Origin of the sequence: uncultured Maribacter sp., assembly GCF_947500985.1 — a bacterium.
Lineage (GTDB): Bacteria > Bacteroidota > Bacteroidia > Flavobacteriales > Flavobacteriaceae > Maribacter.
On sequence record NZ_CANMTX010000001.1, the window covers coordinates 603,847 to 630,817 of the forward strand.

At 34.8% G+C, this 26,971-nt stretch carries 24 protein-coding genes and 1 pseudogene; 15 read left to right on the forward strand and 10 right to left on the reverse strand.

The annotated features are described in order from the left end of the window. Positions 1 to 24: 24 nt before the first annotated feature. The 3 genes from dnaA to Q0871_RS02780 are packed head-to-tail and all read left to right on the forward strand — an operon-like array spanning position 25 to position 2,637. Positions 25 to 1,449, forward strand: coding sequence for a chromosomal replication initiator protein DnaA (gene dnaA, locus Q0871_RS02770; protein WP_073244787.1), 1,425 nt, complete (start codon positions 25 to 27; stop codon positions 1,447 to 1,449). 12 nt (positions 1,450 to 1,461) lie between these two features. Beyond that, on the forward strand, positions 1,462 to 1,914 hold the full coding sequence (locus Q0871_RS02775; protein WP_299317605.1) for a low molecular weight protein-tyrosine-phosphatase: 453 nt from the start codon (positions 1,462 to 1,464) through the stop codon (positions 1,912 to 1,914). Further along, positions 1,915 to 2,637: an SAM-dependent methyltransferase gene (locus tag Q0871_RS02780; protein ID WP_299317607.1), complete on the forward strand. Its 723-nt coding sequence runs from the start codon at positions 1,915 to 1,917 to the stop codon at positions 2,635 to 2,637. A 56-nt stretch (positions 2,638 to 2,693) separates the two neighbouring features. Here the strand turns inward: Q0871_RS02780 and Q0871_RS02785 are convergent, their stop codons facing one another. The 4 genes from Q0871_RS02785 to dapF all read right to left on the reverse strand — a co-directional run bounded on the left by Q0871_RS02785 (position 2,694) and on the right by dapF (position 5,808). Beyond that, complete coding sequence (locus Q0871_RS02785) at positions 2,694 to 3,323, reverse strand: hypothetical protein (RefSeq protein WP_299317610.1); 630 nt, start codon at positions 3,321 to 3,323, stop codon at positions 2,694 to 2,696. Between the two features lie 147 nt (positions 3,324 to 3,470). Next, positions 3,471 to 4,514, reverse strand: a complete 1,044-nt coding sequence (gene mltG, locus Q0871_RS02790; RefSeq protein ID WP_299317613.1) for an endolytic transglycosylase MltG — start codon at positions 4,512 to 4,514, stop codon at positions 3,471 to 3,473. Continuing rightward, on the reverse strand, positions 4,514 to 5,038 hold the full coding sequence (locus Q0871_RS02795; protein ID WP_299317616.1) for a GNAT family N-acetyltransferase: 525 nt from the start codon (positions 5,036 to 5,038) through the stop codon (positions 4,514 to 4,516). Before Q0871_RS02795 ends, mltG begins: the two co-directional genes overlap by 1 nt. Continuing rightward, entirely contained in the window at positions 5,032 to 5,808 is a 777-nt protein-coding gene (gene dapF, locus Q0871_RS02800) for a diaminopimelate epimerase (protein ID WP_299317618.1), read from the reverse strand. Before dapF ends, Q0871_RS02795 begins: the two co-directional genes overlap by 7 nt. A 127-nt stretch (positions 5,809 to 5,935) precedes the next feature. Between dapF and Q0871_RS02805 the strand changes: the two genes are divergently transcribed. The 10 genes from Q0871_RS02805 (at position 5,936) to Q0871_RS02850 (ending at position 17,931) form a co-directional block, all read left to right on the forward strand. Next, entirely contained in the window at positions 5,936 to 7,327 is a 1,392-nt protein-coding gene (locus tag Q0871_RS02805; protein WP_299317620.1) for a trypsin-like peptidase domain-containing protein, read from the forward strand. Between the two features lie 116 nt (positions 7,328 to 7,443). Then, complete coding sequence (locus Q0871_RS02810) at positions 7,444 to 8,892, forward strand: glyceraldehyde-3-phosphate dehydrogenase (protein WP_299317622.1); 1,449 nt, start codon at positions 7,444 to 7,446, stop codon at positions 8,890 to 8,892. A gap of 145 nt (positions 8,893 to 9,037) precedes the next feature. After that, a complete protein-coding gene (locus Q0871_RS02815; protein WP_073244801.1) occupies positions 9,038 to 9,661 on the forward strand; it encodes a tRNA (guanine-N1)-methyltransferase in 624 nt (207 codons plus the stop codon). A gap of 32 nt (positions 9,662 to 9,693) precedes the next feature. Further along, positions 9,694 to 10,137 (forward strand): N-acetyltransferase, encoded by a 444-nt coding sequence (locus Q0871_RS02820; RefSeq protein WP_299317629.1) that lies wholly within the window; start codon positions 9,694 to 9,696, stop codon positions 10,135 to 10,137. Positions 10,138 to 10,154: 17 nt separating this feature from the next. Beyond that, positions 10,155 to 10,829, forward strand: coding sequence for a tRNA (guanosine(37)-N1)-methyltransferase TrmD (gene trmD, locus Q0871_RS02825; RefSeq protein WP_299317631.1), 675 nt, complete (start codon positions 10,155 to 10,157; stop codon positions 10,827 to 10,829). 136 nt (positions 10,830 to 10,965) lie between these two features. Then, entirely contained in the window at positions 10,966 to 11,316 is a 351-nt protein-coding gene (rplS, locus tag Q0871_RS02830) for a 50S ribosomal protein L19 (protein WP_027067287.1), read from the forward strand. 643 nt (positions 11,317 to 11,959) lie between these two features. Further along, a complete protein-coding gene (locus tag Q0871_RS02835; RefSeq protein ID WP_299317633.1) occupies positions 11,960 to 14,176 on the forward strand; it encodes an NADP-dependent isocitrate dehydrogenase in 2,217 nt (738 codons plus the stop codon). Between the two features lie 205 nt (positions 14,177 to 14,381). Beyond that, the gene (locus tag Q0871_RS02840; RefSeq protein WP_299317636.1) at positions 14,382 to 16,781 is read left to right on the forward strand and encodes a TonB-dependent receptor; all 2,400 of its coding nucleotides are present in this window, start codon (positions 14,382 to 14,384) and stop codon (positions 16,779 to 16,781) included. 3 nt (positions 16,782 to 16,784) lie between these two features. Beyond that, on the forward strand, positions 16,785 to 17,705 hold the full coding sequence (locus Q0871_RS02845) for a DUF4249 family protein (protein ID WP_299317637.1): 921 nt from the start codon (positions 16,785 to 16,787) through the stop codon (positions 17,703 to 17,705). Further along, the gene (locus tag Q0871_RS02850) at positions 17,692 to 17,931 is read left to right on the forward strand and encodes a DUF6095 family protein (protein WP_299317639.1); all 240 of its coding nucleotides are present in this window, start codon (positions 17,692 to 17,694) and stop codon (positions 17,929 to 17,931) included. The genes Q0871_RS02845 and Q0871_RS02850 overlap by 14 nt, the downstream gene beginning before the upstream one ends. Here the strand turns inward: Q0871_RS02850 and Q0871_RS02855 are convergent. Then, on the reverse strand, positions 17,928 to 18,620 hold the full coding sequence (locus Q0871_RS02855) for a DUF4294 domain-containing protein (protein WP_299317641.1): 693 nt from the start codon (positions 18,618 to 18,620) through the stop codon (positions 17,928 to 17,930). The genes Q0871_RS02850 and Q0871_RS02855 overlap by 4 nt on opposite strands. Before the next feature lie 104 nt (positions 18,621 to 18,724). On the opposite strand from Q0871_RS02855, the gene Q0871_RS02860 reads away from it, so the two are divergent. Together Q0871_RS02860 and Q0871_RS02865 are read left to right on the forward strand one after the other, a co-directional pair. After that, positions 18,725 to 19,813, forward strand: coding sequence for a M42 family metallopeptidase (locus Q0871_RS02860; RefSeq protein ID WP_299317643.1), 1,089 nt, complete (start codon positions 18,725 to 18,727; stop codon positions 19,811 to 19,813). A 42-nt stretch (positions 19,814 to 19,855) separates the two neighbouring features. Then, the gene (locus Q0871_RS02865; protein ID WP_299317645.1) at positions 19,856 to 20,410 is read left to right on the forward strand and encodes an NUDIX domain-containing protein; all 555 of its coding nucleotides are present in this window, start codon (positions 19,856 to 19,858) and stop codon (positions 20,408 to 20,410) included. A gap of 33 nt (positions 20,411 to 20,443) precedes the next feature. Here the strand turns inward: Q0871_RS02865 and Q0871_RS02870 are convergent, their stop codons facing one another. The 5 genes and pseudogenes from Q0871_RS02870 to Q0871_RS02890 all read right to left on the reverse strand — a co-directional run bounded on the left by Q0871_RS02870 (position 20,444) and on the right by Q0871_RS02890 (position 26,968). Next, positions 20,444 to 20,878, reverse strand: a complete 435-nt coding sequence (locus Q0871_RS02870; RefSeq protein ID WP_299317646.1) for an RbsD/FucU family protein — start codon at positions 20,876 to 20,878, stop codon at positions 20,444 to 20,446. 77 nt (positions 20,879 to 20,955) lie between these two features. Then, complete coding sequence (locus Q0871_RS02875) at positions 20,956 to 21,726, reverse strand: SDR family NAD(P)-dependent oxidoreductase (RefSeq protein WP_299317647.1); 771 nt, start codon at positions 21,724 to 21,726, stop codon at positions 20,956 to 20,958. A 134-nt stretch (positions 21,727 to 21,860) separates the two neighbouring features. Beyond that, on the reverse strand, positions 21,861 to 23,240 hold the full coding sequence (hisS, locus tag Q0871_RS02880; RefSeq protein ID WP_299317649.1) for a histidine--tRNA ligase: 1,380 nt from the start codon (positions 23,238 to 23,240) through the stop codon (positions 21,861 to 21,863). 82 nt (positions 23,241 to 23,322) lie between these two features. Beyond that, positions 23,323 to 23,799, reverse strand: a complete 477-nt coding sequence (locus tag Q0871_RS02885) for a DUF6495 family protein (RefSeq protein ID WP_299317651.1) — start codon at positions 23,797 to 23,799, stop codon at positions 23,323 to 23,325. 61 nt (positions 23,800 to 23,860) lie between these two features. Further along, positions 23,861 to 26,968, reverse strand: a pseudogene (locus tag Q0871_RS02890) (TonB-dependent receptor). Positions 26,969 to 26,971 lie beyond the last annotated feature (3 nt).

Sequence of the window (26,971 nt, forward strand, 5' to 3'; positions counted from 1 at the left end):
ACCATTAAAAGTGTAAAATTTATTATGAGTGTTACTGCAAATTCCGTATGGAAAAACTGTTTGGCTTTTATTAAGGATAATATCCAACCGCAGGCATTCAAGACTTGGTTTGAACCTATTAAACCGGTGAAACTATCTGAGAACGCATTAAGTATTCAAGTACCTAGTAAATTTTTTTACGAGTGGCTAGAAGAGCATTACGTTAAACTTTTAAAAGTTGCTCTCACCAAAGAATTAGGAGAATCTGCAAAGTTGGTGTACATCATTAGAATGGAAAACACTTACGGAAACAAAGAACCTTTTACCGAAAAGATTCCGAGTTCAAACAGAGGCGCTATGGCAGCTCAAGAAATGGATGTTCCAATTAAATCTAAAAATCCAGAATTACGTAATCCGTTTGTAATTCCAGGTATTAGAAATATAAAGATAGAATCTCAATTAAACCCTAATTATAACTTTGATAACTTCTTAGAAGGTGATTCTAACCGTTTAGCAAGATCTGCCGGTATGGCGGTTGCTAATAAACCAGGTGGCACATCTTTTAATCCGTTATTAGTATTCGGTGGTGTTGGTCTAGGAAAAACACACTTAGCTCATGCTATTGGTGTTGAAATAAAAGATAAATATCCAGAACGTACCGTTTTATATATTTCAGCTGAGAAATTTACGCAACAATATATAGAGTCTGTTAAGAAAAATACCAGAAATGACTTTATTCATTTCTACCAATTAATAGATGTATTGATTATTGACGATGTACAATTCTTATCAGGTAAATCTGGTACGCAAGATGTATTCTTTCATATTTTCAACCACTTGCATCAAAATGGCAAGCAAGTAATACTTACTTCAGATAAAGCACCTGTAGACATGCAGGACATCGAACAACGTTTACTTTCTCGTTTCAAATGGGGATTATCGGCAGAACTGCAGAGCCCTGATTATGAAACAAGAATCTCTATCTTAAAGAACAAGTTATATAGAGATGGTGTTGAAATACCTGAAGACATAATAGAATATGTTGCTAAACATATTAAAACAAATATTAGAGAACTAGAAGGTGCAATTATTTCTTTAATAGCACAATCTACCTTGAACAAAAGAGAAGTTACGATTGAGCTTGCACAACAGGTTGTAGAAAAGTTCGTAAAGAATACCAAACGCGAAGTTTCTATTGATTACATACAAAAAGTAGTTTCTGATTACTTTGAAATGGATGTGGCTACTTTACAATCTAAAACTAGAAAAAGACACATTGTACAAGCAAGACAATTGGCTATGTTCTTTGCGAAGAAGTTTACCAAAGCTTCATTAGCAAGTATTGGTTCACAAATTGGCAAAAGAGATCATGCTACTGTTTTACACGCATGTAAAACTGTTGACAACCTTGCCGAAACCGATAAGCAGTTTCGCAAATACATAGATGACTTAACTAAGAAATTTTCTTAAAACTTACGTTGCATGAAGGTGTTGATGGTTTGCCTAGGTAATATATGCAGGTCCCCATTAGCAGAAGGCATTCTAAAAAACAAAGTTGATGCTACCAAAATTTATGTTGATTCTGCAGGCACTGGAGGTTACCATATAGGTAATTCCCCCGACCCAAGATCAATTAAGGTAGCGCATGAACATGGCTTAGACATAAGCAATCAGGTCTGCAGAAAATTTACCGTTTCTGATTTTGATTCTTTTGACCTCATTTATGCAATGGACAAAAGTAACTACACCAATATCATAGGTCTAGCAAGAAATAATGACGATGTAGAAAAAGTGAAGCTTATTTTAAATGAAATAAGTTCTTCAGATAAAGAGGTTCCAGATCCATATTATGATGCCGAAGACGGATTTGAACATGTTTTTCAAATGATTGACCAAGCTTGTGATAGCATAGCCACAAGATTACAAAACAAATAGATGAGCGTACAAAACGGAAAAATAGGAAAAGTATATTTAATACCCACGACATTAGGTGATATGCCACCTTTAGAGGTTTTACCAATTTCAATTAAGCAAACAATTGAGAAATTAGACCACTATGTCGTTGAAAACGAAAAAACCGCTCGACATTTTATTAAAAAAATAAGCCCTAGAAAATCCCAACCTAGCTTAAAACTATTTGCTTTAAACAAGTTTACCGAAGCAGCTGAAATCCCTAGCTTTCTAAATCCGTGTTTAGAAGGTTTTGATGTTGGTATACTTTCTGAAGCTGGTTGTCCAGGTATCGCAGATCCAGGCGCCGCAGTAGTTAAAATTGCACACGACAAAAATATTCAAGTAATACCTTTGGTTGGTCCCTCTTCCATTCTATTAGCTTTAATGGCAAGTGGCATGAACGGTCAAAACTTTGCCTTTAATGGCTACTTACCTGTAGACGGTTCTGATCGAAAAAAATATATTAAAAGCCTAGAACGTAAATCGAAAGAAGACAATCAATCTCAGGTTTTTATTGAAACTCCGTACCGTAACAACAAAATGTTAGAAGAGCTTATTAAAACATTAGTCCCTAGTACAAGAATTTGCGTGGCGGCAGATATTACATTACCAACAGAATATATAAAAACAAAAACTGCCATAAATTGGAAAAAAGAAAATGTAGATCTACATAAAAGACCTGCTATTTTCATAATTCAAGCATAAAAAAAACCTTGACAAACAAATGCCAAGGTTTCCCTTTTTCATATCTACTTAAAATCTTAAATTCTTGGGTTTCGTTTTGCCTCAACCATAGAGACATCAAAACCGGCAAATTTTTTCATATAGTTTGAAATACTAGTACCGTAACCATCTGAGATCTCCATTCGACCGTGAGATCTTAGATATAGTTTTACATTGCCTGGTCCGGCTAAATGTGCTGCTGCTAGAATACCAGATTCCGTTACCTGAATACCATTCATTCGTACACCAACATAACGCTTAATATCTCTTCTTAAGATCCACTTGTTTCGAGATGTGTTAACTTGAAATACTTTTTCTTGTAACACAGGGTTTTTCAAAAATCGATTACCGTCATAAACACCTACTAACTCTAGCGTACCTAGACCAAATTGATATTTTCCTAAGTACCCGTAAGTATTAGTGACAAAATAATTGCCTTGAGATTCTTTAAAAGCTAACGCTTCTTTAAAGCCTATAAATTGACTACCAAGAAAGGGGGGAGCGATTTGATAATTTGCCAATATAGCCTCTTCTTGAGGATAAGAAACCAAAAAAGATTCCTTAACTTTTAACTGCCTAGGCACTTCAACCGTAAAAGATTTAAACCCATAACCAGATAAAATAAAAATCGCAATAAGAGGACAACTTGCTAATATCCATCTTCTCATATCATATATTTCTTAAGACTTACAGCAATTACTATTTGCTTGCTTAAATTTCTGCGGCAAAGGTAGACCTGAAATTATAAGAGTTTAAGAAGGTTCTGTTAAAAGAATACAGATTTAGTTAAGAAGTTCTAAAATTCGGACGAAAGCTTACCTATTGATTTTCTGAGCGTTAATCCATCGGATGTACTGTGCTTTATTTCGGTTGTGCTGCGTTAAATTCTCTGCAAACATATGGTAACCGAACTTTTCAACATTCGCTACAAAGTAGTAGTAATTATGCTTCTTAGGATTCAAAACAGCATCTATTGCCGTAATATCAGGCATTGCAATAGGTCCTGGTGGCAAACCAGCATATTTATAAGTATTGTAAGGAGAATCCATCTCTAAGTCTTTATACAAAACTCTTTTTATAACGGTATCAAAATTTCCGGTCTCTTTCTTTATCGCATAAATAACAGTAGGATCTGCCTGTAATAACATTCCCTTTTTCAATCTATTTAAATACACACCAGCAACAGTAGGTCTTTCATCTACCTTTGCTGTTTCTTTATGAACAATTGACGCCAAGGCAATTACTTCATTCGGCTTTAAACCTAGTGCACTAGCTTTCTCTTTACGAGTATCGGTCCAAAAACGATTGTATTCTTTCAACATTTTACCTCTAAAAGACGCTGCAGATGTATTCCAAAAGAACTCATAACTATTAGGTATATACAGTGATATTTTATTTGCATCGTCAAATCCGTTAGCCTTCAAGAACTCTTGATCATCGAACGCAGCAACAAGGGATACACTATCAGCTTCAATCTGACTTGCAATTCTACCTGCCAAATCATTAATACTTTCTTGATTATTAAATGATACTTTTACCGGTATACTCCCGCTTCGCAATGAGTTTACTATCTCATTGTTATTCATTCCTTTACCTATCTTATACTTACCTGCTTTTATATTGGATAAATACCCTTTTCTTTCTGCAGCAGCCTCAAATGAATCAAAATCTTCTAACACAGTAGAAAGCCCTTCTTTTAAATCATCTATTGTGGCATCTGTAGGAATATATACGATTGCCTCTTCATTGTCAAAACTAGTATTAGGAGTAAAAAAAATACCATAAAATGTGTACCCAAAAATTCCACCTCCAATTATACCTAAGAGTACTACTCCCAATAAAATACGCTTGATGTTCATTAACTATTTATCTTTTGCAATAATATTTCATTCTTATAGGTATCTTTAAATCGTACCCAATCTTTCTTCATTCCAATTTCTTGAAAACCCAACTTTTTAAACAAATGTAAGCTTGGCGCATTTTCCTCTAAAATATTGGCATAGACCTGCCTTAAACCCAAAACTTCAAACAAGTAATTACACAGCAAAGTTATTGCTTCTGCCCCTATTCCTTTATTTCTTTGATTTTTATCAAGTATAATAATACCAATACCTGCACGCTTATGATTAGGTTCAAAATCAAAAACATCTATTAAACCTAAAGCTAAGTGTTCTTGCGAACATATAACTAAACGCAATTGCTTTACATCGTAAATATCTCGATGAGCACTATCTAGATAAAGCTGCAGTACATCTTTAGAATACGGCGTTACCGTACCGCTTACTTCCCAAACATCTGTATCATTCTCTAGTGCGTACAGAAAATCGAGGTCTTTTTGTTCTAAAGCCCTTAGATAAATCTGTTCTCCTTTTAATGTTACCACGTTAGTTCTCCTTTAAATACTTGCTTAGCTTCACCTTGTAAATAGATATTATTATAGATACCCTGATTTTCTTCAAAAGTAACCTCAAGATTTCCCCCAAGTGCATTTACTGCAATAGTTTTATTCTTGGTATATCCTAAATGATACATGCTCAAAGCAACCGCCGTCACCCCTGTACCACATGATAGGGTTTCGTCCTCAACACCACGTTCGTAGGTTCTTATATCAAAACCACCTTCAACATTGGCTTCCACAAAATTGATATTACTCCCTTTTTCTCCATAGATTCCATAACGCATACGCGCTCCTTCTTTGGTGACAGCAAATGACTTTAAATCTTTCACCATTTGAACATGGTGTGGTGAGCCCGTATTCATAAAAAGGGCATTTGTCTTCTTTTTTACCTCACTAACGTTTGTCATCTTAAGACTTACGACATCACCAGTAATCGTTGCTTCGTGCAAACCATCTACTGCAATAAATGTTGTATCCTTTTTTATAATATCAAGAAAATGAGCAAAAGCTACAATACATCTACCGCCATTGCCACACATGCTTCCTTCATTTCCATCGGCATTGAAATAGACCATTCTAAAGTCGGTAGCCTCATCATTCTCCAACAAAATAAGTCCGTCAGAACCTACTCCGAATCTTCTATGACAGATTTTAGCTATTAATTTGATATCGTCTTTAGGGAATTGCCTATTGCGATTATCAATCATCACAAAATCGTTACCCGTACCTTGATATTTATAAAAAGTGTTTTCCATGAGATAATAAAGACTCAAAGATAGTACATAATTAGCTTTTGCTTGGTAGTTAAAAAGTAGTTAAACGCTTATAGAATAGCATAAAAACAAGTAATTTTGTGTAGAATACGTTAAAACTTTAATGAATATGAAAAGATTAGCAAGTCTCTTGTTAGTATCTGTTTTTGCCGGTGCAATTACATTGGGTGCTTACAAGCTGTTTTTCGAGAAAGAAAACTTCACAATTATCAGTCAAGAAAATAATGGTGGTGTTATAAATGCGAGTTATACCCCAACGTCTGCAAGAGGTACAGGTATAAATGAAGTTGATTTTACATCTGCCGCTGAAAACACCGTAAATGCCGTAGTACACGTCAAGAACATTACACTTAGCAAAGGACCTACCACGATATTCGATGTTTTTTATGGAACTAGTAGAAGTGCCGTACCACAGGTGGGTACTGGATCGGGAGTAATCATATCTTCTGACGGATATATTGTAACCAACAATCATGTTATCAATAAAGCGACTCAATTACAAGTTACTTTAAATAATAACAGAACATATAATGCTGAACTTATAGGCACTGACCCTAATTCTGATATTGCCTTAATTAAAATCGAAGCAAACGAAAAGTTACCTTATTTAGCTTTTGGCGATTCTGACCATACCAAAATTGGCGAGTGGGTGTTAGCCGTAGGCAATCCTTTCAACTTAACTTCCACAGTTACTGCAGGTATAGTTAGTGCTAAAGCTCGTAATCTTGGAAAAAATCAATCTTTCATACAGACCGATGCCGCTGTAAACCCTGGTAATTCAGGTGGTGCTTTAGTAAATACCAATGGAGATTTAGTAGGTATTAATACCGCGATTACATCACAGACCGGATCTTATGTTGGTTACTCTTTTGCCGTACCTAGCAATATTGCAAAAAAAGTAGTTCAAGACATTTTGGAATACGGTAATGTTCAGAAAGGATTTATGGGAATAAGTCCTGCGCCAGTAAACACTAGAGATGCTATTGAAAAAGGTATTAATAATATTGACGGTGTCTTTATTGAATTGGTAGAAGAAGAGTCTGCGGCACAGGAAGCTGGAATAGTTGTCGGTGATATTATTAAAAAAGTCGATGAAATAGATGTGCATAAATACCCTGATTTAACCGGATACCTTTCAACAAAAAGACCTGGAGATACTTTAGCCTTTGTTATTGACAGAAACAAAGAGCTATTAACGTTACCGTTAGTTTTAAAAGAAAGACAAGCCCTAATTGTACCTGAAATGGGCTTAGAAGTAAGAAACCTTACCGAACATGACAAGAAGGTTTATAAAACAACATCGGGTGTAAAAATCACGGGTGTGCCTGAAAGATACAGAGGATATGGTTTATCTGAAAAAGTAATCATTAAGGTAGACGATCACGAAATAGGAAATATAGACGATGCATATACTGCATTTGGTAGTATTTCTAAATATGGAAAAACAGTAATCGTCATGGTAGGTTCAAACGGAGAACGAGACCGACTGATCTTCCAGTAAAAAACCACTCAAAAAATACAGCCTTCGCAAAAACGAAGGCTTTTTTTTGAAAAATATTTATCTTAAATGGTTAATTTTTCTAGTTTTGTGCGAATTATAAAATTAATCAACTAATTATGGCTCCACAGACCACATTTGAAAAAGAGCTGGCATTTCAAGCAGACCGTAGAAAAGCTACGACTGAATTCATCAAAATCGTAAGCGACTTATGGTATGATAAATCAATTGAAATTGTCCTTTTTAAAAATCAGGTTATTGACAAAAATGTAAGTGATATTATTCATTTACATGAGTATGCTGGTGAATTCGTACAAAAACCAATATCAATTTTTGATTCGGTTGAAATTTTACGTTCTATCTCAGACATGCTTTTACCACCATCAAAGCTTGATATAGGTAAACTAACCTATGAATACCATTCCGATACTAACATCTTAAACAATGTAAAATCTTTTGTAATTGATAAACTAAAATCTGCACAAGATTTCAAAAGCATTGAACCGAAAGATGTTGTGTTATATGGATTTGGACGCATTGGCAGATTGGTCGCCAGAGAATTAATGTCTAAAACAGGTAAAGGAAATCAACTACGATTAAGAGCAATTGTAGTAAGAGGCAAACCAAGTATTGAAAATCTTGAAAAAAGAGCCAGTTTATTAAGAACGGATTCTGTTCATGGTATTTTTAACGGTACAGTAAAAGTAGATTACGCTAACCTGAAACTTATTATAAATGGCACTACGGTACATGTTATTTATGCGAACATGCCAGAAGAAATTGACTATACAGAATATGGCATCAATAACGCTTTGGTCATTGACAATACCGGCGCATTTAGAACTAAAGAACAATTAGAAAGACACTTACAAGCAAAAGGAGCTTTAAAGGTGTTGTTAACAGCACCAGGTAAAGAAGTTGCAAACATTGTACATGGTGTAAATCATTTAGAATATGATCCAGATGAAACTGAAATATTTTCAGCTGCTTCATGTACAACAAATGCGATCACTCCTATTCTAAAAGCCATTGAAGAAACTTTAGGAATTGAAAAAGGTCACCTAGAAACTATACACGCATACACAAATGACCAAAATTTGGTCGATAATATGCATGGTAAATACAGAAGAGGTCGTGCAGCCGCACTTAATATGGTAATTACCGAGACTGGAGCAGGAAAAGCTGTAACCAAAGCATTACCATCTTTAAAAGGCAAATTGACATCTAACGCTATTCGAGTTCCTGTACCTAACGGTTCTTTGGCTATTTTAAATCTTGATGTAAACCAAAAAACATCTCTTGAAGGTGTTAACAGCATGATTAAAAAATATGCTCTTGAAGGAGACTTGGTAGAGCAAATAAAATATTCGTTGGATAAGGAATTGGTTTCATCAGATATCATAGGCACCTCTGCCCCATCTATTTATGATAGCATGGCGACAATTGTATCTGATACAGGAAAAAATATCATTTTATATATATGGTATGACAATGAATATGGCTATTCACATCAGGTTATTCGTTTAGCAAAGTATATCGCCAAAGTTCGTCGTTTTACGTATTATTAATTTTTTTAAATTATAACATCTATTTATTAATATGCTACGTAGTTAAATAAAGGTTTTTTAGCTTTGTGCTTTATTTTATAATTCGACAATTATAAAGTACTTTAGTCGACTCTAAATTATTCAAATTAACCTAAGAATCTATTACATGAAATTCTATAGAATACTTTTACTACTGGCATTGCTTTTAGCTAGTAACTTACAATTTGCACAAGATACTGAAGAAGAGGATGATAAACTGTCTTTAGACGAAGGTCCTATTAGTAATCAATTCGATTTTATTGCTAAGCGTTCAGGTAATTATAGAGCTGACGGTATTAGATATGAAGTGGTAAAAGAAACTAATCTATTTAAGATTCGTAAGAATGTTTTAGATTCTATAGCTGCCATGAATAAAAAAACTGTTGAGCTTAAGGCAACGATTGCAGAACATGAGACTACTATTACATCTTTAAATAATAAGTTAGAAGAAACGACAACTAATTTAGGTGCTGTAACCGAAGAAAAAGATAGCATGTTTTTCCTAGGCTTGCCCGTTTCTAAAGGAACATATAATTTTGTTCTTTGGACGATTATCGGTGGATTATTTCTAACCCTTGGTTTGTTCATCTATAAGTTTAGAAATAGTAATATTTTGACTCAAGAAGCAAAACAAAATCTTTCTGAACTAGAGGTTGAATACGAAGATCATAGAAGAAGATCCCTAGAGCGTGAGCAAAAAGTCAGTAGGCAACTACAAGATGAGATAAATAAACAGAAGAAAACTAAATAATTAAAAGCTCCTTAACGGAGCTTTTTTTTGATATGAAAAGTATACGCAGAATTACAATAGCAGATATAACCGATATAATTCCTCTTTTCGATGGATACCGAGTATTCTATAAAATGGAATCAGATACCGATGCCGCCGCCAAATTTTTAAATGATAGAATTACAAAAGAAGAATCTATCATATTCGCAGCATATGAAGGCAACAAAGCTATTGGTTTTGTGCAGCTATACTACACCTTCTCTTCTGTCAGCCTACAAAAATCTCTTATACTAAATGATTTGTTTGTTGATACCAATTACCGAGGCGCGTCTGTTGGAGAACAATTACTGCTGAAAGCACAAGAATTTTGCAAGAAGAATAATTACAAAGGACTCGCCTTAGAAACCGCTATTGACAATCCGGCGCAAAAATTATATGAGAAATTAGGATGGACAAAAGATTACCACGCTTTTCATTACTTTTGGCAGGTTAAATGATGATGCAAAATTAAAAGATGCGAATAGATATTATTACCGTATTACCCGAGTTACTTACCAGCCCGTTTGAAGCTTCTATATTAAAAAGAGCTATAGAAAAAGGATTGGTAGAAGTCCACTTTCACAATCTAAGAGATTATACTGAAACTAAGTACCGAAATGTTGATGATTATCAATTTGGTGGCGGCGCCGGAATGGTGCTCATGATAGAACCAATAGATAAGTGTATTACCGATTTAAAATCGCAACGCGAATATGACGAGGTTATTTATATGACTCCCGATGGTACTACATTGAACCAAAAAATGGCCAACACAATGTCAATGGCAAAAAATATCATTATACTTTGCGGTCATTATAAAGGTGTAGACCAACGTGTAAGAGATGCTTTCATTACCAAAGAAATTTCTATTGGTGATTATGTGCTCTCTGGTGGAGAATTAGGTGCAGCGGTACTTTGCGATTCTATCATTAGATTATTACCAGGAGTATTGAACGATGAAACCTCTGCATTGACAGATACTTTTCAAGACGGATTATTAGCACCACCTGTATATACGAGACCTGCGGAATACAAAGGTATGAACGTACCCGATATTCTATTAAGCGGTAATTTTGGAAAGATTGAAGAATGGAGAGAAAATAAGGCTTACGAGCGTACAGAAAAACTACGTCCAGACTTACTTGAGTAGCTTAATTTTGAATACTAAAGAAAAACCACATAAATGCTTGTGTGTTTTAATTTAAGTATTATTTTTGCACCCTGTTAGAACAACCTCTGACGATAATCGTGAATGTTGCTTTAATTTAATTCCAATTAACTATACCATGGAATCATTAATAAAATTTGTACAAGACGAGTTCGTAACTAAAAAAGAATTTCCAAAATTTTCTTCTGGTGACACAATCACTGTGTACTACGAAATTAAGGAAGGTGAAAAAACGAGAACTCAGTTCTTTAAAGGAGTTGTAATACAGCGTAGAGGTTCTGGTTCAACAGAAACTTTTACTATCCGTAAAATGTCAGGTACTGTTGGTGTTGAGCGTATCTTCCCAATTAACTTACCTGCACTTCAAAAAATTGAAGTTAACAAACGTGGTAAAGTTCGTAGATCTAGAATTTACTACTTCCGTGAATTAACTGGTAAGAAAGCTAGAATTAAAGAGATAAGAGGATAAATTTCTCTTCTTAAATAATACAAAGCACCGTTTCATATTGATACGGTGCTTTTTTTATGAACAAAAGTGAATAACTTATGTTCATAATATGTTGATTAATAAAAACTTACAAAAATAAGGTTTGAATTAGTTTTTTTTGTAAATTAGAGTGTGGTTAAGAAATGTAAATGAGAAAATATTCATTTTATCACCACTACGAGGTTTACGTTCTATCGTATTATTGTTTGACCGATTCATTTAATGATTATTAAATGAGGTAAATTTTAAGCTTATTAGCTGTCGCTCTTAAAACTTAAAATTAATTGAATTTTAAAAAAACTATATACTAGGTTTTTAATCTTCAGTGAAGACATTAAAAAAGAAATGATGTGTAGATGTTAGGTTACGTACCTGAGAATCGAAAAACATTTTAAACGTTGAATTAGTGAAGCGGGTGCAATCAAGGGTTGCCGTTTTAATGAAAAATTAAAACAAACTGTCCGTAAACTTTTTCTAAAAAGCCATATCATTGTATGCGTACATTGATATGGCTTTTGTTATTTAACAAATCTTCTCTCTTAGTCATAAATATAAAGACCACTCCCCGCTTTCAAACTTTTAGAAAATCGTATATTTGTTGCGCTTAAATTAAAACAAACCGCAAATGTCCAAAATTTTTTATACCAAAACAGACGAAGCGCCTGCATTGGCTACAGAGTCTTTTTTACCAATCGTAAAAGCTTTCACAAAATCTTCAGGAATTGAAATTGAAACTAAAGATATCTCTTTAGCTGGCAGAATAGCTGCTACTTTTCCAGAGTTTTTAACGAAAGAACAACAAGTGTCCAACGATTTGGAAGAATTGGGGAATATGGCAAAACAGCCTGAAGCGAACATTATCAAATTACCTAACATCAGTGCTTCTGTTCCTCAGTTGAACGAAGCTATAAAAGAATTGCAGTCTAAAGGTTATAAATTACCTAGCTACCCAGATGAGCCTAAGAATGATGAGGAGAAAGAAATTAAGGCGAAATACGATAAGATAAAAGGTAGTGCAGTAAACCCAGTACTACGTGAAGGTAACTCTGACCGTAGAGCACCTAGAGCTGTAAAGAATTACGCAAAACAGAATCCACACAGCATGGGCGCTTGGAGCTCTAGCTCTAAAACTCATGTAGCAACGATGGGTGACGGTGATTTTCAAGCAAATGAAAAATCATTGACATTAAACAATGCCACTTCTGTTCAAATAAAATTAGTTTCAGAAGACTCTGAAACTATCTTAAAAGACAAATTAGCTTTATTAAAGGGTGAAATTATTGACGCCACTGTAATGAGCAAAACAGCTTTACTTGATTTCTTACGAAAAGAAATTAAAGATGCTAAAGATCAAGGAGTTCTTTTTTCTGTGCACTTAAAAGCTACAATGATGAAAGTTTCTGATCCAATTATATTTGGACTAGTCGTAGAAACTTTCTTAAAGTCCGTTTTTGATAAATATTCAGACACATTTGATAAATTAGGTATTAGCCCTAATGATGGTTTAGCCAGTTTATATCAAAAAATTGAAGAACTTCCTGCGAGCGAAAAAGATGCTATCAAAGAAGATTTAGATGCAGCACTTGAGAACGGACCTGATTTGGCTATGGTAAATTCTGATAAAGGAATTACCAACCTTCATGTACCTAGCGATATTATTATTGACGCTTCTATGCCAGCTATGATTAGAAATTCTGGTCAAATGTGGAATAAAGAAGGGAAAGCTCAAGATACCAAAGCCGTTATACCAGATAGTAGTTATGCGGGCATTTACTCAGCTACTATAGATTTCTGTAAGAAGCACGGTGCTTTTGACCCTACAACAATGGGTACGGTACCAAATGTTGGACTTATGGCTCAAAAAGCTGAGGAATATGGTTCTCATGATAAGACTTTTGAAATTAAAAAAAGTGGCAAAGTTCAAGTTATAGACCAAGAAACTGGTAAGGTTTTGATTGAGCACCCAGTAAGCGAGGGTGATATTTGGCGTATGTGCCAAGTAAAAGATGCTCCTATTCAAGACTGGGTAAAATTAGCTGTATCAAGAGCTAAGGCTACTAATGATCCTACTATATTTTGGTTAGATAAAAATAGAGCACATGATGCCGAGCTAATTAAAAAAGTAAATACTTACCTAGCTCAAGAAGATACCAAAGGTTTAGACATTCAAATAATGTCACCTATTAAGGCTACTGAGTTTACTTTAAAAAGAATGAAAGCCGGTAAGGATACTATTTCTGTATCTGGTAACGTATTACGTGATTACCTTACCGACTTATTTCCTATTCTAGAAGTAGGTACAAGTGCTAAAATGCTATCGATTGTTCCTTTAATGAATGGAGGCGGACTTTTTGAAACAGGTGCAGGCGGTTCTGCTCCAAAACACGTAGAGCAATTTATAGAAGAAGGTCATCTTAGATGGGATTCTTTAGGTGAGTTTTTAGCCCTAGGGGTTTCGTTAGAATTCTACGGTGAAAAGAATTCAAATGCTGCAGCAAAAGTTCTAGGTGATACCTTAGATAGCGCTACTGAAAAGTTCCTACTGAACGATAAGTCACCTTCTAGAAAGGTAAAAGAGATTGATACAAGAGGTAGTCACTTCTTCTTAGCTAAATATTGGGCTGAAGCATTAGCTTTACAAGATGACAATGCTGAATTGAAATCGATATTTTCAAAAGTAAGTACTGAAATTAATGATAATGAATCTCAGATTCTTACCGAATTAATAGATGCTCAAGGTACTAAACAAGATATTGGCGGTTATTATAAACCAGATCCTATTTTGGTTGAAAAAGCGATGAGACCAAGTACAACCTTAAATGGTATTTTAAAATCCATTTAATCTTATAATCTTATTTAGAAAACACCCTCAATACATGTTGAGGGTGTTTTTTTTTTAAAAAACTATTCTACCAAAATTTTCAGAACAATAACGAGCTTATAATCATTTAACTCCAAACAACTCCTTTTGTAGTTAATATCGATTATCGAGTTACATTTGTTTTAGGAGTATCCCCTATTTCTAAGTATTTTTACAAAAAAAATTGATGAATAGATATTTACCATTTATTCTTATATCACTGCTATGCTTCTCTTTTTCATCATGGGGTCAACAAAAATTTACTTTAAGTGGCTCTATAGCTGAATCTAGCAGTAACGAAACACTTATTGGAGTTACTGTTGCCATACCTGAATTAAGCACTGGTGTTACAACTAATGAGTATGGTTTTTACTCCATTACATTACCAGAAGGCACATATACTATTCTAATTAGTTATTTAGGTTTTGAAGACATTCTACAAGAAATAACCCTAACCGAAAATAGGCGTATCGATTATTCACTTGAAGAAGAAGCTGAACAATTAGAAGAAGTTGTTGTTACCGAGAACGTGGAAAAGATGGATATTAGAAAACCACAAATGAGCGTTAATACACTATCGGTTGGTACCATTAAAAAAATACCGGTAATTCTTGGTGAAGCTGATGTCATAAAGTCTATTCTCCTGCTTCCTGGGGTTACTAATGCCGGTGAAGGTGCTTCTGGTTTTAATGTACGTGGTGGTGCAGCTGATCAAAATCTAATTCTTTTAGATGAAGCTATCATCTTTAATTCATCACACTTATTCGGGTTCTTTTCTGTGTTTAATCCTGATGCTATAAAAGATGTAAAACTATACAAAGGTGGCATTCCCGCTCGTTACGGCGGTAGGGTTTCTTCCGTTTTAGATATTTTTCAAAAAGAAGGAAATAGCAAAGAATTTAAAATGAACGGTGGTATTGGTGCCGTAGCTAGTAGACTTTTAATTGAAGGCCCTATTAAAAAAGATAAAGCTGCTTTTCTTATTGGTGGTAGAGCCTCGTACGCACATCTTTTTTTACCTCTTTTCGATGTTGACAATACAGCTTACTTCTATGACCTTAACACCAAGTTAAATTATAGGTTAAACGATAAAAACAATATTTTTCTATCTGGTTATTTTGGTAGAGATGTATTCGGCATTAATGATAGCTTTGTTAATACCTACGGAAATACTGTTGGTAATTTTAGATGGAACCATTTGTTCTCTGACAAACTCTTCTCAAACCTATCACTAATTTACTCGGATTACTATTACGGATTGAAATTAGATTTCGTAGGATTCAACTGGAATTCAGGCATTCGTAATTTCAATATCAAATACGATTTAAAACATTACGCTACCGATAAGTTACAGGTAAACTACGGAGTCAATAATGTGTACTATCAATTTAATCCTGGTAAAATAGAACCTAGTAATGACGAATCAGGAATTGTCGAAGAACAACTAATTCAGAAATACGCCAACGAATTTGCTGCCTATGTAGATTTTGAACACCGAGTTACCGATAATTTAAGTCTGGCTTACGGTTTACGTTTTAGCCATTTTATGAGACTTGGTCAAGATGAACTGAATGTCTATGCCAATAACAACCCTGTTGAGTTCGATCCTTTTTTGTTGATTTATAAAGAAGCTGAGCCTATTGATGTCATAAATCCTGGTAGAGGAACCACAATATCGAACTTCAGTAATTTTGAGCCAAGAGTATCACTGTCTTATACCTTAAGCGAAACGAGCTCTATAAAGGCTAGTTATACAAGATTAGCACAATACTTACATCTACTTTCGAACACAAGCTCCCCTACTCCTTTAGATGTTTGGACACCAAGCGGACCGTTTACAAAACCGCAGTTATTAGATCAATATGCCTTCGGATACTTTAAAAATTTAAAAGATGGAGATTATTCGGTTGAAACTGAAGTTTTCTATAAAGACGTTCAAAACAGAATAGATTATATCGATGGTGCTAATTTAATTGCAAACAATGCCATAGAGCAGGTAATTTTAAACGGAGAAGCTCGTTCATACGGTTTGGAGTTTTTATTACGTAAAAACGAAGGCAGATTACAAGGTTGGTTAGCATACACCTTATCAAAATCTGAGCAACGCACCCCTGGTAGAGCATCTACCGCAGATGATGGTCGTAGCAATTTAGAATCAGGTATTAATTTTGGCAATTGGTATAACACACCTTACGACAAAACGCATGATGTATCTTTGTTCGTAAATTATGATGTTAATGAAAAATGGAGTGTCAGTAGTAACTTCACCTACCAAACAGGGCAGCCGACCAACTACCCTATTGGTCAATTTGAATTTCAAAGTTTGACAGTACCTTATTACGGTTTTAGAAACACCCAAAGACTACCAGCATATAATCGTCTAGATCTGTCTGCAACATTAACACCCAGAAAGAATAAGAATAAGAAAATAAAAGGAGAATGGGTATTTAGCCTTTACAATGTTTATAACAGAAGAAATGCAGCTTCTATTAGCTTTAGACAAAATGATGATACTGGTGTCAACGAAGCTGTTCGTACTTCAATTTTTGGTATTGTGCCGGCAGTTACCTACAACTTTAAATTATAAGCTATGAAACGTTATTTGTTATTATTGTTAACTTTTACGTCTTTCATTTCTTGTGAAGACGTAATCGATTTAGAGCTCCCTGAAAACGAAACTAGACTTATCGTAAACGGTGTTATAAGAGTTGATGAATCACAAGAATATCTACCTATAGAAATTGTCGTTTCTGAAAGTAGTTCATTCTTTGACAAGAACACTATTGCCTCTATCAACAGTGCTATCATTTATTATGGCACACCAAACCCAGATGCTCCTGAAATACTAGAAGGTGGCGGCGTATCGAATTTAGCAGAACTAGAACCAGGCAGCGGTATATGGGTTCCAGACCCAACATTTGACAGTGACCAAAGAATTAGAGTTAGTAGTATAAATGAAGGAGATGTTTTTCAACTTACAATAGAAACCAACGACGAGCGCTATTTCGCAACTACCACTTATGTAAAATCGGTGCCAATAGACTCGCTAGTTCAAGGTGATGAAACACTATTTTCAGGTGATGAAACAGAGGTTATCGTAACCTTTACAGACCCTGATGATAGTGATGATTTTTATCTTTTAGACTTAGATTTTGGAGAATTTCTGGTAACTGAAGATGAATTTTATCAAGGACAAACTTTTGTGTTTTCATACTTTTATGATAATGACTTAGAGCTAGATACTAGCTCCGTGGTCGATATCAGCCTTTTAGGTGTAGACGAATCATTTTATAACTATATGAACCAAATTATTGTCCAGTCTGGTGGTGACCAAGGTCCATTTCAGACGCCTGCAGCAACTGTTCGCGGAAATATTATAAATATTACGGGCATCGATAATAACGAGATTTTTGATAATATAGAAAGGTCAGATAATTTTGCCCTGGGTTATTTTGCCATAATTGAGGAATACAAGGATAGTATAATAATTACAGACAATGAGACGAACTGATAAAGACATGCTGGTAACTGGTTTAAAACGCCTAGCCATAACAGTGGTATTAATGTTTACCGCACCTATAGTATTATATCAAGCATTTAAAAATCAAGAAAACTTTTTATTTTGGCCTGTATGTATTATTGGGATAATTCTTGCATTCTTCGCCGTTAGAACAGGCTTTAAAGGCATAATGACTATAATGGATTCTATGTTCGGTAAGAAACCAAAATCATCTTAATCTTTAGGCACTTTAGTTGTTCTCTTCCATTTATTATACAACTTATCATAATCGTAATCAAGAACGGTTTCTTGCCTTTCAAGTTTACCTTTAGAAAAAGCTCGTTGTAATATATCTTCAATTAAATAGTCTTCTTCTATTAAATCAGGATGAAATTCTTCTTTTATACTAATACTAAAAAGCTTCGCTGTAGTATTGTACCAAAACGCGCGCCAGCCATTACGTAAGTCTTTAACCAAATCAAATGCAGTTGTACCTGTTTGCCTATAAATTAACTTCACTAGAATTTGACCTTCGGTTCGTGTTAACTTTTTCAACTCTTCAGAAAATTCCTCTTCAATAAACTTCTGTACTTTTTTTGTATATTTTTTTCGCTTTCTATCATTCTTCATATCAGCCAAACTATCGTTCAACTCTACCAAACGTTCCGCTGCCATTTTTGCATACGGATATACTTTCTGCGTCTTTCTACGTAAAATGTAATACCGCAATTTATCATCGTAAGATGAAAATTTAAGCTTGCCAAATACATAAGCTTCCTCTAGTGCAATTGAACTTTGCACCAAGGAATCACCAGCAACAATAATCATCTTTTCTGTAATAGAATCAAGTTCTTGTTCTGCAACCTGGGCATTGCAAATAGAAATACCGTTCAAGAGTAAAAAAAGTAGTAAAAAGTTATGTTTCATTACCATGAGCTAAACAAAAGTCTTGCCAAAATTAACGATTATTAAAGAAGGTTATTACTAATACAACGCTAATATTCTTAAGTTTGTATTCTAAACTTATTTTGATGGCTAATAAAAAAATAATTACTAATAAGTCTGAAGACTTTTTTGAAAAATACTTGAATAATGCTGCCCCGACAGGATATGAGTGGGAAGGGCAAAAAATATGGATGGACTACCTAAAACCTTATGTAGATACATTCATTACCGACACGTACGGTACTGCTGTAGGTGTTATAAATCCTGATGCCAAATACAAAGTAGTTATTGAAGGGCATTCTGATGAAATTTCTTGGTATGTAAACTACATTACTGACAACGGTTTAATTCATGTTATTAGAAACGGTGGTAGTGATCATCAAATAGCTCCATCTAAATGGGTAAATATTCATACAAGTAATGGTATTGTCAAAGGTATTTTTGGCTGGCCGGCAATACATACTAGAAAGGGACCTAAAGAGGAAACTCCAAAAATTGAGAATATTACTATTGATGTTGGTGCCACAAATAAGGAAGAAGTAGAAAAGCTAGGGGTTCATGTAGGTTGTGTTATCACTTACCCAGATGAGTTTCAAATTCTTAACAAGAACAAATATGTTTGTAGAGCGATTGATAATCGTGCTGGCGGATTTATGATTGCTGAAGTAGCTCGTTTACTTCATGAAAATAAAGTAAAGCTGCCATTCGGACTTTACATTACCAACTCCGTTCAAGAAGAGATCGGTCTACGTGGAGCAGAGATGATTACCCAGACCATAAAGCCAAATGTAGCCATAGTAACAGATGTTTGTCACGACACTACTACACCAATGATTAACAAGGCTATACAAGGCCATACAGAAATTGGTGCTGGACCTGTAATTTCTTATGCCCCAGCGGTACAGAATAAATTACGTGAACGTATCATTAAAACCGCCGAAGATAATAAGATACCATTTCAAAGAATGGCTGCATCTAGATCCACTGGTACAGATACTGATGCTTTTGCATATAGTAATGGTGGTGTTGCTTCTGCGCTAATTTCTTTACCATTGCGTTACATGCACACAACGGTAGAAACGGTTCATAAAGACGATGTTGAAAATGTAATTCGTTTGATTTACGAAACACTCTTAACAATTAAAGACGGAGAAACTTTTAGCTACTTCGATTAAATTTATACAATCCCTCTTTCATCGGAGGGATTTTTTTGTGCTATGGACGAACTAATAGACATTTTGGATAGTGAAGGCAACATGACTAACATGACTGCCATGAAGTCTGAAGCGCATAAAAATGGATGGTTTCACCAAACCGTTCATATTTGGTTCTATACTTCGGATGGAAAAATTTTACTGCAGCAACGCGGGAAGGACAAAGATGTTTATCCTTTACTGTGGGATGTATCTGTTGCCGGACATATTGGTACTGGTGAAGAAATTATTACATCCGCCTTACGAGAAATTCAAGAAGAAATAGGATTGACAATAGCCTCTTCTGATTTAGAAAAAATAGGGATTTTTAAATCCGTAAAAAATCACAATGAAGTACTGAAAGACAATGAGTTTCATCATACGTTTATAGCTGAACTAAAAATGCCACTTAATTCGCTACAGAAACAAGACAGTGAGGTTGAAGCATTAAAACTAGTCTCAAAAAAACAGTTAAGTTCTGAGTTAAAAGACGTTTCCAAATTCAATTATGTACCTCATGACATTTTGTATTATGAAACCATACTAAAAGAGATATCCCATAGAATAAACAGTATTTAGAAAGTAGTATTTCCGAGAGGAAAAAGGAATCATTTAAAATCCGGACTCTTCAGCCATCTTAACTACACCAACGGTTAAAATTAAATTAGCAAAACGACGTTGCTCTCCTGTTTGTATAATCAGCGTAGTATTTTGATCTCTAATTTTATCGTAGAAAGCCCAGCGCTCCATTTCATCCCAAGTAACATCACCAAGTAATTTTTTATATGCATCGTGAATTTCAGCATTTGCTTCTGCAGGCTTTTCCATTACTATAGCTCCTTGTACCGGGCAAACTTTTAATATACCCTCAAGAACCGTAAGAGCATCTAATAAGCCTGGTTTAAAATTAAGGTGAACTGTTGTAGAATTCGGTCCAGACATCGCACCTACAGGTAAATTACCATCCGCAATGACCACTTGTGCAAAATGACCTGAACGTCCAAGCGCTTCCATAATTGTTGGATGTATGATAGGAGTCTTTAGCATATTTATATTTTAAGAAAATAAAAATAAAATGCTAGTTCGTAATTACAAACTAGCGTTCTCTATAGTTTTATGAAATGCTACATATTGTAGACACCACCATTGATATCAAGCGTAGCACCAGTAATGAAGCCATCGTATTCAGATGCTAAATACAATACTGCTCTGGCAACGTCGTCTGCATTACCCGCTCTCTGTATAGGAATACCTTTTGTAGTTTCTGCAGCAGATTCTTTAGTAGTATGTGTATTGTGAAATGAAGTGCCTAAGATAAGACCAGGTGCAACAGCGTTTACACGTGTGCCCTGTGGACCTAATTCTGAAGCAAGTGCCCTCGTGTAAGTTAAAATGGCTCCTTTACTAGTAGAATAGACTAAAGATCCTGGATGCCCTCCTTTACGCCCAGCTAATGAAGCTAAGTTGACAATACTACTATTTTCATTTTTTGCTAAATAAGGTGCTGCTGCCCTGGTTACGAACATCATTGATGTAAGATTAATATCCATCACCTTGTGCCAAAATTCAGTTTCCATTTCGCTTAGCATCTTACGTGCCACTAACGAACCTGCATTGTTGATCAAGATATTAAGACCTCCTAAAGCTTCAACTGTTTTCTCTACTAACGCATTCGCATCTTCTTCTTTCGTTAGGTCTCCACTTATAGCAATTGCCTTTAAACCCTTATCAGTAGCATATTTTACTAATTCATTTGCAGTATCTGCACTAGAAAAATAATGAATAGCAACATTGGCACCACTATCAATAAAATGTTTGGTAATTGCTTCTCCAATTCCTTGAGCACCAGCAGTTATGAGTATATTTTTTCCAGATAATTTGTTACTATTCGTCATTATTTTTTTATTTGTATAACTTGATTTTGATTTGATTTAAACATATCGGTCATACAATACAAAATTGCACAACCAGATTGGTTAACCAAATATAATCAAAAATGACGCAGTAAATCAATCTGATTTTAAAGTACTTAGCTCAATTGACTTATAAATTCTGAAACTTTACTTAAGCTATATTCTTTTTGTGAACCTTCTTTCATATTCTTAACTACGAAAGTATTCTTATCCAACTCTTGCTCTCCTATTAAAATAACATAAGGTACATTGCGGTTATTAGCATATTTCATCTGCTTTTGCATCTTGGCACTCGAAGGATAAATATCAGCTTTAACACCCGACTTACGCAACTGACTTACAAGCTTTAAAGCAGCCATAGCTTCTTTTTCACCAAAATTGACACATAATACTTGAAGTGATTGATCAATAGCTTCTGGAAAAAGATTTAAGTCTTCTAACACCAAATAAATACGGTCTAGACCAAAAGAAATACCTACTCCGCTTACATTTTTTAGTCCGAAAATACCGGTAAGATCATCATAGCGACCACCACCACCTATAGATCCCATTTTCACACCTTCTGGTGCTGCAACTTCAAAAATGGCTCCTGTATAATAATTTAGTCCTCGTGCAAGAGTTACATCAATAGATAAATTAGCAGATTGCAAGCCTAAAACAGCTATCGTTTCTAAGATAAAACGAAGTTCTTCCAGTCCTTTTTTTCCTTCTTCAGAATCTTTTAAAAGTGAATCTAATCGTTCTAATTGCTCTTCATTACTGCCTTGAGGTAAAAATAATGGAGATGCTTTTTCAATAGCTTCTTCAGAAATTCCTTTAGCAAGCATTTCTTTTTTAACTCCGTCCTCCCCTATTTTATCTAGCTTATCTAAAGCAACGGTAAAATCTATTAGTAAATCTTTAGCTCCGATAACTTCTGCTATACCTGCCAATATTTTTCTATTATTCATTTTTATGGTTGCCCCTTCCAATTTTAAATCGGAAAATACGGCATCATACAACTGAATTAATTCTACCTCTTGTAATAAGGAATTTGACCCAACGACATCGGCATCGCATTGAAAAAATTCTCTAAACCTACCTTTTTGAGGTCTATCTGCTCTCCATACTGGCTGAATTTGATAACGCTTGAAAGGGAAATCTAACTCATTTTGATGCATTACTACGTAACGTGCAAACGGCACTGTTAAATCATAACGCAATGCTTTTTCTGTAATCTTAGGAGCAATACTGTTCGAGTTTTTATCCGCATAAGTAGCATCATCTACCTTACTAATAAAATCGCCAGAATTTAATATCTTAAAAATTAATCGATCACCTTCTTCTCCATATTTACCCAATAACGTATCTGAATTTTCAAAAGAAGGAGTTTCAATGGGCTGAAAGCCATACGTTTGAAAATTCTTTTTTATGATATCAAAAATGTAATTACGCTTTGCAATTTCTGATGGATTAAAATCACGAGTTCCTTTTGGTATAGATGGTTTCTGTGCCATTAATTTTTTATTGTATTACAAATATAACCTTCAAATAAGTAAGGCAACATTTCAATAGTATGAATATTAGATTTTAGTTGTTTTAAGAAGTACCTATCACTTTCTCGAACCACTTATACAAATCTCCTTTAGTAATTACCGCGCCTTGTTGTAGTAACAAAAATTTATCCACATTCTTATCATCGGTATATGCTTTTGCTGCGGTCAAATATTCTACAAAATCTGATTGCCAATTTCTTTTAAACCAATCAAAACCTACAGGAGTAGTTAAATCAATTTCTGGATTCATCACTTTTACCGATATCAATTTCATCTCTTTATCGGTTAAATGAAATAGGTGCATTTGCTTATCTGAAATATTCTCTAAATAAGAAACCTTGCTCAACACTCCTTCCCAAACCAAATCACTAAAAACGTCTAGTTCTTCCTCTGCTACTTTTGGTTTATCTTTTTTTATCGAATCCCACTCATCACCCGTAATAGATTGTGTTGCCAGAAAATTAATAAATTCTGGATGCAATTCTTCCAACTGTTCTTTTGTTAGCCTCGTATATTTCATTTTGCAAAAATAAAAAGCCCTAACATATTTGTTAGGGCTTTTACAACTTAATTTTAAAAACTTAGAATATATATCTCAATCCTACTTGTGCTTGCCATCTAGATAACAAACTAGCATCATAACCAAATGTTTCTGTCAACTCTGGATTAAAAGTATATGTTGGTATACTAGAATCTGGATCAACCGTAACACCTACCGGCTGAATATTGTTTGGTTGTTGAACCAATCCCCAATCAGAACTGATCATGTTACCAATATTCAATACATCAACACTAAATTGAATAGTATTTGTTTTTCCTTCTGATACAGTGATTTTATAATCTTGCAAGAACTTAACATCCCATCTACCTCTCCATGGAGCTAAAGCCCCATAGCGCTCTGCATATTGCCCTCTACGATCACTTAAGTAATCATCTTGAGCAATAAAAGCATCAAAAGCAGCACCTTGACCTGTTCCCGAAAATTGCATTTGACCTATTTCAGTAGATGTTGGTACATAAATAAGATCATTGATTCCTGATCCATCACCATTAATATCACCACCATAAGTATAATTAAATCTACCACCTTGAGCATATTCAAAGAATGTAGAAAGTGTAGTTCCCCACTTACCGTTACCGTATTCCCAATTTTTACTGGCTACACCAATGAATCTATGCTTATCCCCATATTTAGAAGGTGCTAAAACATCTGCATTTGCATCGTTAATAATTGGGTTGCCTGCAAAAGCATCTGATGTAATCTCTGCTTCAATTGAATTCACATCTTTAGCATCTAAATAGCTATATGCCAACATTGCATACAAACCTTTATCAAATGTCTTTTGAGCTTTTAATGACGCATTCCAAATTCTACCTTTATTAGAGTTTGTAAAAACGTAAGGTCCTGCCCCTAAACCAAAGCTATTTAATAAATCGCCAGCGGTATAAGTCGCTCTTGTATCAACCCCAGACAAATTACCTGAAGGAGAAGTCAATGCCCAGTTATGAACATGTGGTCCATTGATATCTTTAGTATAAGATAAATCTGCAGTAAGGACCATACCATTATCTAAACGTTTATCTGCACCTAAATTAGTTCTCCAAACTTGTGGAAACTTATAATCTGGATCAACCGCTTGCAAGAAAAATACATCTGGTGATGAAATTTGATTTCCTAACCATACGAATGGGAAACGACCTGTAAACAAACCAGAACCACCTCGTAATTGTAAAGATCTATCGCCGTACACATCATAGTTAAAACCTACTCTTGGTGAAATCAACCAATCATTAGAAGGCATTTGAGTATTGTCTATAAATACAGTTTCACCCGTATTTGGGTTTTGGTATGGTTGATCTGCAATAACAAAACCTCTATCGATTACATCTTGTGCTTTTTCTGCAGAATCAAAGAACAACGGCTTATCGAAACGAACACCGTATGTTAATTTAAATTTCTCGCTTACATTCCATTCATCTTGAACGTAAAATGCCAATTGACCTACATTAGTTTCTGCCAAAGCCCAACCTTCGCCATCTGGTACCGCATTGTTAGCATTAAAAGTAGCTTGTGGACCAGCAAAATCATAAGATGATGCATCAAATTCAGCTATATCTACGCTTCCAAATTTTGAAAATCCGTAAGCTGTTAGATTAAAAGAATTATCGAACATAAATTTCTCTAATGAGAAACCTACTGTATACGTATGATCACCTTTATAGAAATTAAGATTGTTCGTTATCTGAAATACCTTTTGATCCAATCTATTATGTGCAGAAAAAGGCTAGTGCCCCGCAATTATATAATTAGACCCGTCTTTTGCTATATTAATTGAAGGAGCGGGTGTAGAAAACGGATTTCTATAATCGTCAAAGTGGGTATATCCTACTTGTAACTTATTAGAAGCCGTTTCTGATAAGGTTGAGTTCAATTCAACTTGAATAGACTTTAGGTCATTATTTATTTCATATCCTGAATTCTGAAACTGTAATGTGTTTGCATTAGGACCTCTAAATTGTATTGCCGTTGGGTGTGCAGGTTTCTCTTTTGAAGATTTCAAAAAGTTATAAATAACTGCTAAACGATTATTATCGTTAATATTCCAATCTAACTTAAAAAGACCTTTTATAGATTCAGCATCATGTGTAAAACCTTCGTAAGTACCTGGATCATAACCAACTGCCAATAACTGATTTTGCACATTAATTAAATCACTTTCTAATACTCTAGATTCATTGATTGCTCCTGAACCTGTATTTGGCACCCAACCATTAGTACCTAAATCTGTACGTTCGTCTTTTTCAAAGTTGGCGAAGAAGAATAATTTGTTCTTAACAATTGGACCACCAATACTTACTCCGTACTGACTTTGATCTAGTTTAGGCTTAACGATGTCATCACCTTTAATTTTACCACCGGTCATATCTTCATTTCTGAAGAAACCGTAAACAGTACCGTGAAATTCGTTAGAACTACTCTTAGTAACTGCATTTACAGAAGCTCCTGTAAATCCTGATTGTGTTACATCATAGGGCGCTATTGATACTTGAATTTGCTCGATTGCATCTAAAGAAATAGGTTGCGAATCTGTTTGACCACCTGGGGTCGCAGCATCTAAACCAAAAGGATTGTTGAAAATAGCTCCATCTAAAGAGAAATTATTGAATTGGTCATTTCGTCCTCCAAATGAATTTCCACTTGCCGTTGGCTCTAAACGTGTAAAATCTGCAACAGAACGAGAAATAGTTGGTAGTCGTGTTAATTCTCTTCTACCTACGCTTGTTTCCGCACCAGTACGGTCGCTACTAAAAGTACCTGAACGATCAGACACAACAGTAACTTCATCTAATGCTTGACTTTCACTTGCTAATTTAATATCAACATTGAAAGTTTGCCCTAATGACAAATTAACATCGGTAAGTTCTTAAGGTTTAAAACCTACATATGAAATTTCAACTTTGTAAGGACCACCAACACGAAGGTTTAAAAGGTTGAATCTACCATCTTCATTGGTAATTGATCCGTACTTAGTACCCGTTGGAGTGTGGACAGCGACAATATTTGCGCCAAATAGTGGAAGATTTTGGTCATCCATTACTAAACCTCGAATATTTGAGGTGGTAACTTGACCGTAAGCTGCGCCTACAAAAAGTAGGAACAGTACTTGAAAAAACAAGTTGTTTTTCATTTT

Coding starts and splice junctions, on each gene's coding strand:
- dnaA (WP_073244787.1), top strand. CDS start 25: ATGAGTGTTACTGCAAATTCCGTATGGAAAAACTGTTTGGCTTTTATT.
- Q0871_RS02775 (WP_299317605.1), top strand. CDS start 1,462: ATGAAGGTGTTGATGGTTTGCCTAGGTAATATATGCAGGTCCCCATTA.
- Q0871_RS02780 (WP_299317607.1), top strand. CDS start 1,915: ATGAGCGTACAAAACGGAAAAATAGGAAAAGTATATTTAATACCCACG.
- Q0871_RS02785 (WP_299317610.1), bottom strand. CDS start 3,323: ATGAGAAGATGGATATTAGCAAGTTGTCCTCTTATTGCGATTTTTATT.
- mltG (WP_299317613.1), bottom strand. CDS start 4,514: ATGAACATCAAGCGTATTTTATTGGGAGTAGTACTCTTAGGTATAATT.
- dapF (WP_299317618.1), bottom strand. CDS start 5,808: ATGGAAAACACTTTTTATAAATATCAAGGTACGGGTAACGATTTTGTG.
- Q0871_RS02805 (WP_299317620.1), top strand. CDS start 5,936: ATGAAAAGATTAGCAAGTCTCTTGTTAGTATCTGTTTTTGCCGGTGCA.
- Q0871_RS02810 (WP_299317622.1), top strand. CDS start 7,444: ATGGCTCCACAGACCACATTTGAAAAAGAGCTGGCATTTCAAGCAGAC.
- Q0871_RS02815 (WP_073244801.1), top strand. CDS start 9,038: ATGAAATTCTATAGAATACTTTTACTACTGGCATTGCTTTTAGCTAGT.
- Q0871_RS02820 (WP_299317629.1), top strand. CDS start 9,694: ATGAAAAGTATACGCAGAATTACAATAGCAGATATAACCGATATAATT.
- trmD (WP_299317631.1), top strand. CDS start 10,155: ATGCGAATAGATATTATTACCGTATTACCCGAGTTACTTACCAGCCCG.
- rplS (WP_027067287.1), top strand. CDS start 10,966: ATGGAATCATTAATAAAATTTGTACAAGACGAGTTCGTAACTAAAAAA.
- Q0871_RS02835 (WP_299317633.1), top strand. CDS start 11,960: ATGTCCAAAATTTTTTATACCAAAACAGACGAAGCGCCTGCATTGGCT.
- Q0871_RS02840 (WP_299317636.1), top strand. CDS start 14,382: ATGAATAGATATTTACCATTTATTCTTATATCACTGCTATGCTTCTCT.
- Q0871_RS02845 (WP_299317637.1), top strand. CDS start 16,785: ATGAAACGTTATTTGTTATTATTGTTAACTTTTACGTCTTTCATTTCT.
- Q0871_RS02850 (WP_299317639.1), top strand. CDS start 17,692: ATGAGACGAACTGATAAAGACATGCTGGTAACTGGTTTAAAACGCCTA.
- Q0871_RS02855 (WP_299317641.1), bottom strand. CDS start 18,620: ATGAAACATAACTTTTTACTACTTTTTTTACTCTTGAACGGTATTTCT.
- Q0871_RS02860 (WP_299317643.1), top strand. CDS start 18,725: ATGGCTAATAAAAAAATAATTACTAATAAGTCTGAAGACTTTTTTGAA.
- Q0871_RS02865 (WP_299317645.1), top strand. CDS start 19,856: ATGGACGAACTAATAGACATTTTGGATAGTGAAGGCAACATGACTAAC.
- Q0871_RS02870 (WP_299317646.1), bottom strand. CDS start 20,878: ATGCTAAAGACTCCTATCATACATCCAACAATTATGGAAGCGCTTGGA.
- Q0871_RS02875 (WP_299317647.1), bottom strand. CDS start 21,726: ATGACGAATAGTAACAAATTATCTGGAAAAAATATACTCATAACTGCT.
- hisS (WP_299317649.1), bottom strand. CDS start 23,240: ATGGCACAGAAACCATCTATACCAAAAGGAACTCGTGATTTTAATCCA.
- Q0871_RS02885 (WP_299317651.1), bottom strand. CDS start 23,799: ATGAAATATACGAGGCTAACAAAAGAACAGTTGGAAGAATTGCATCCA.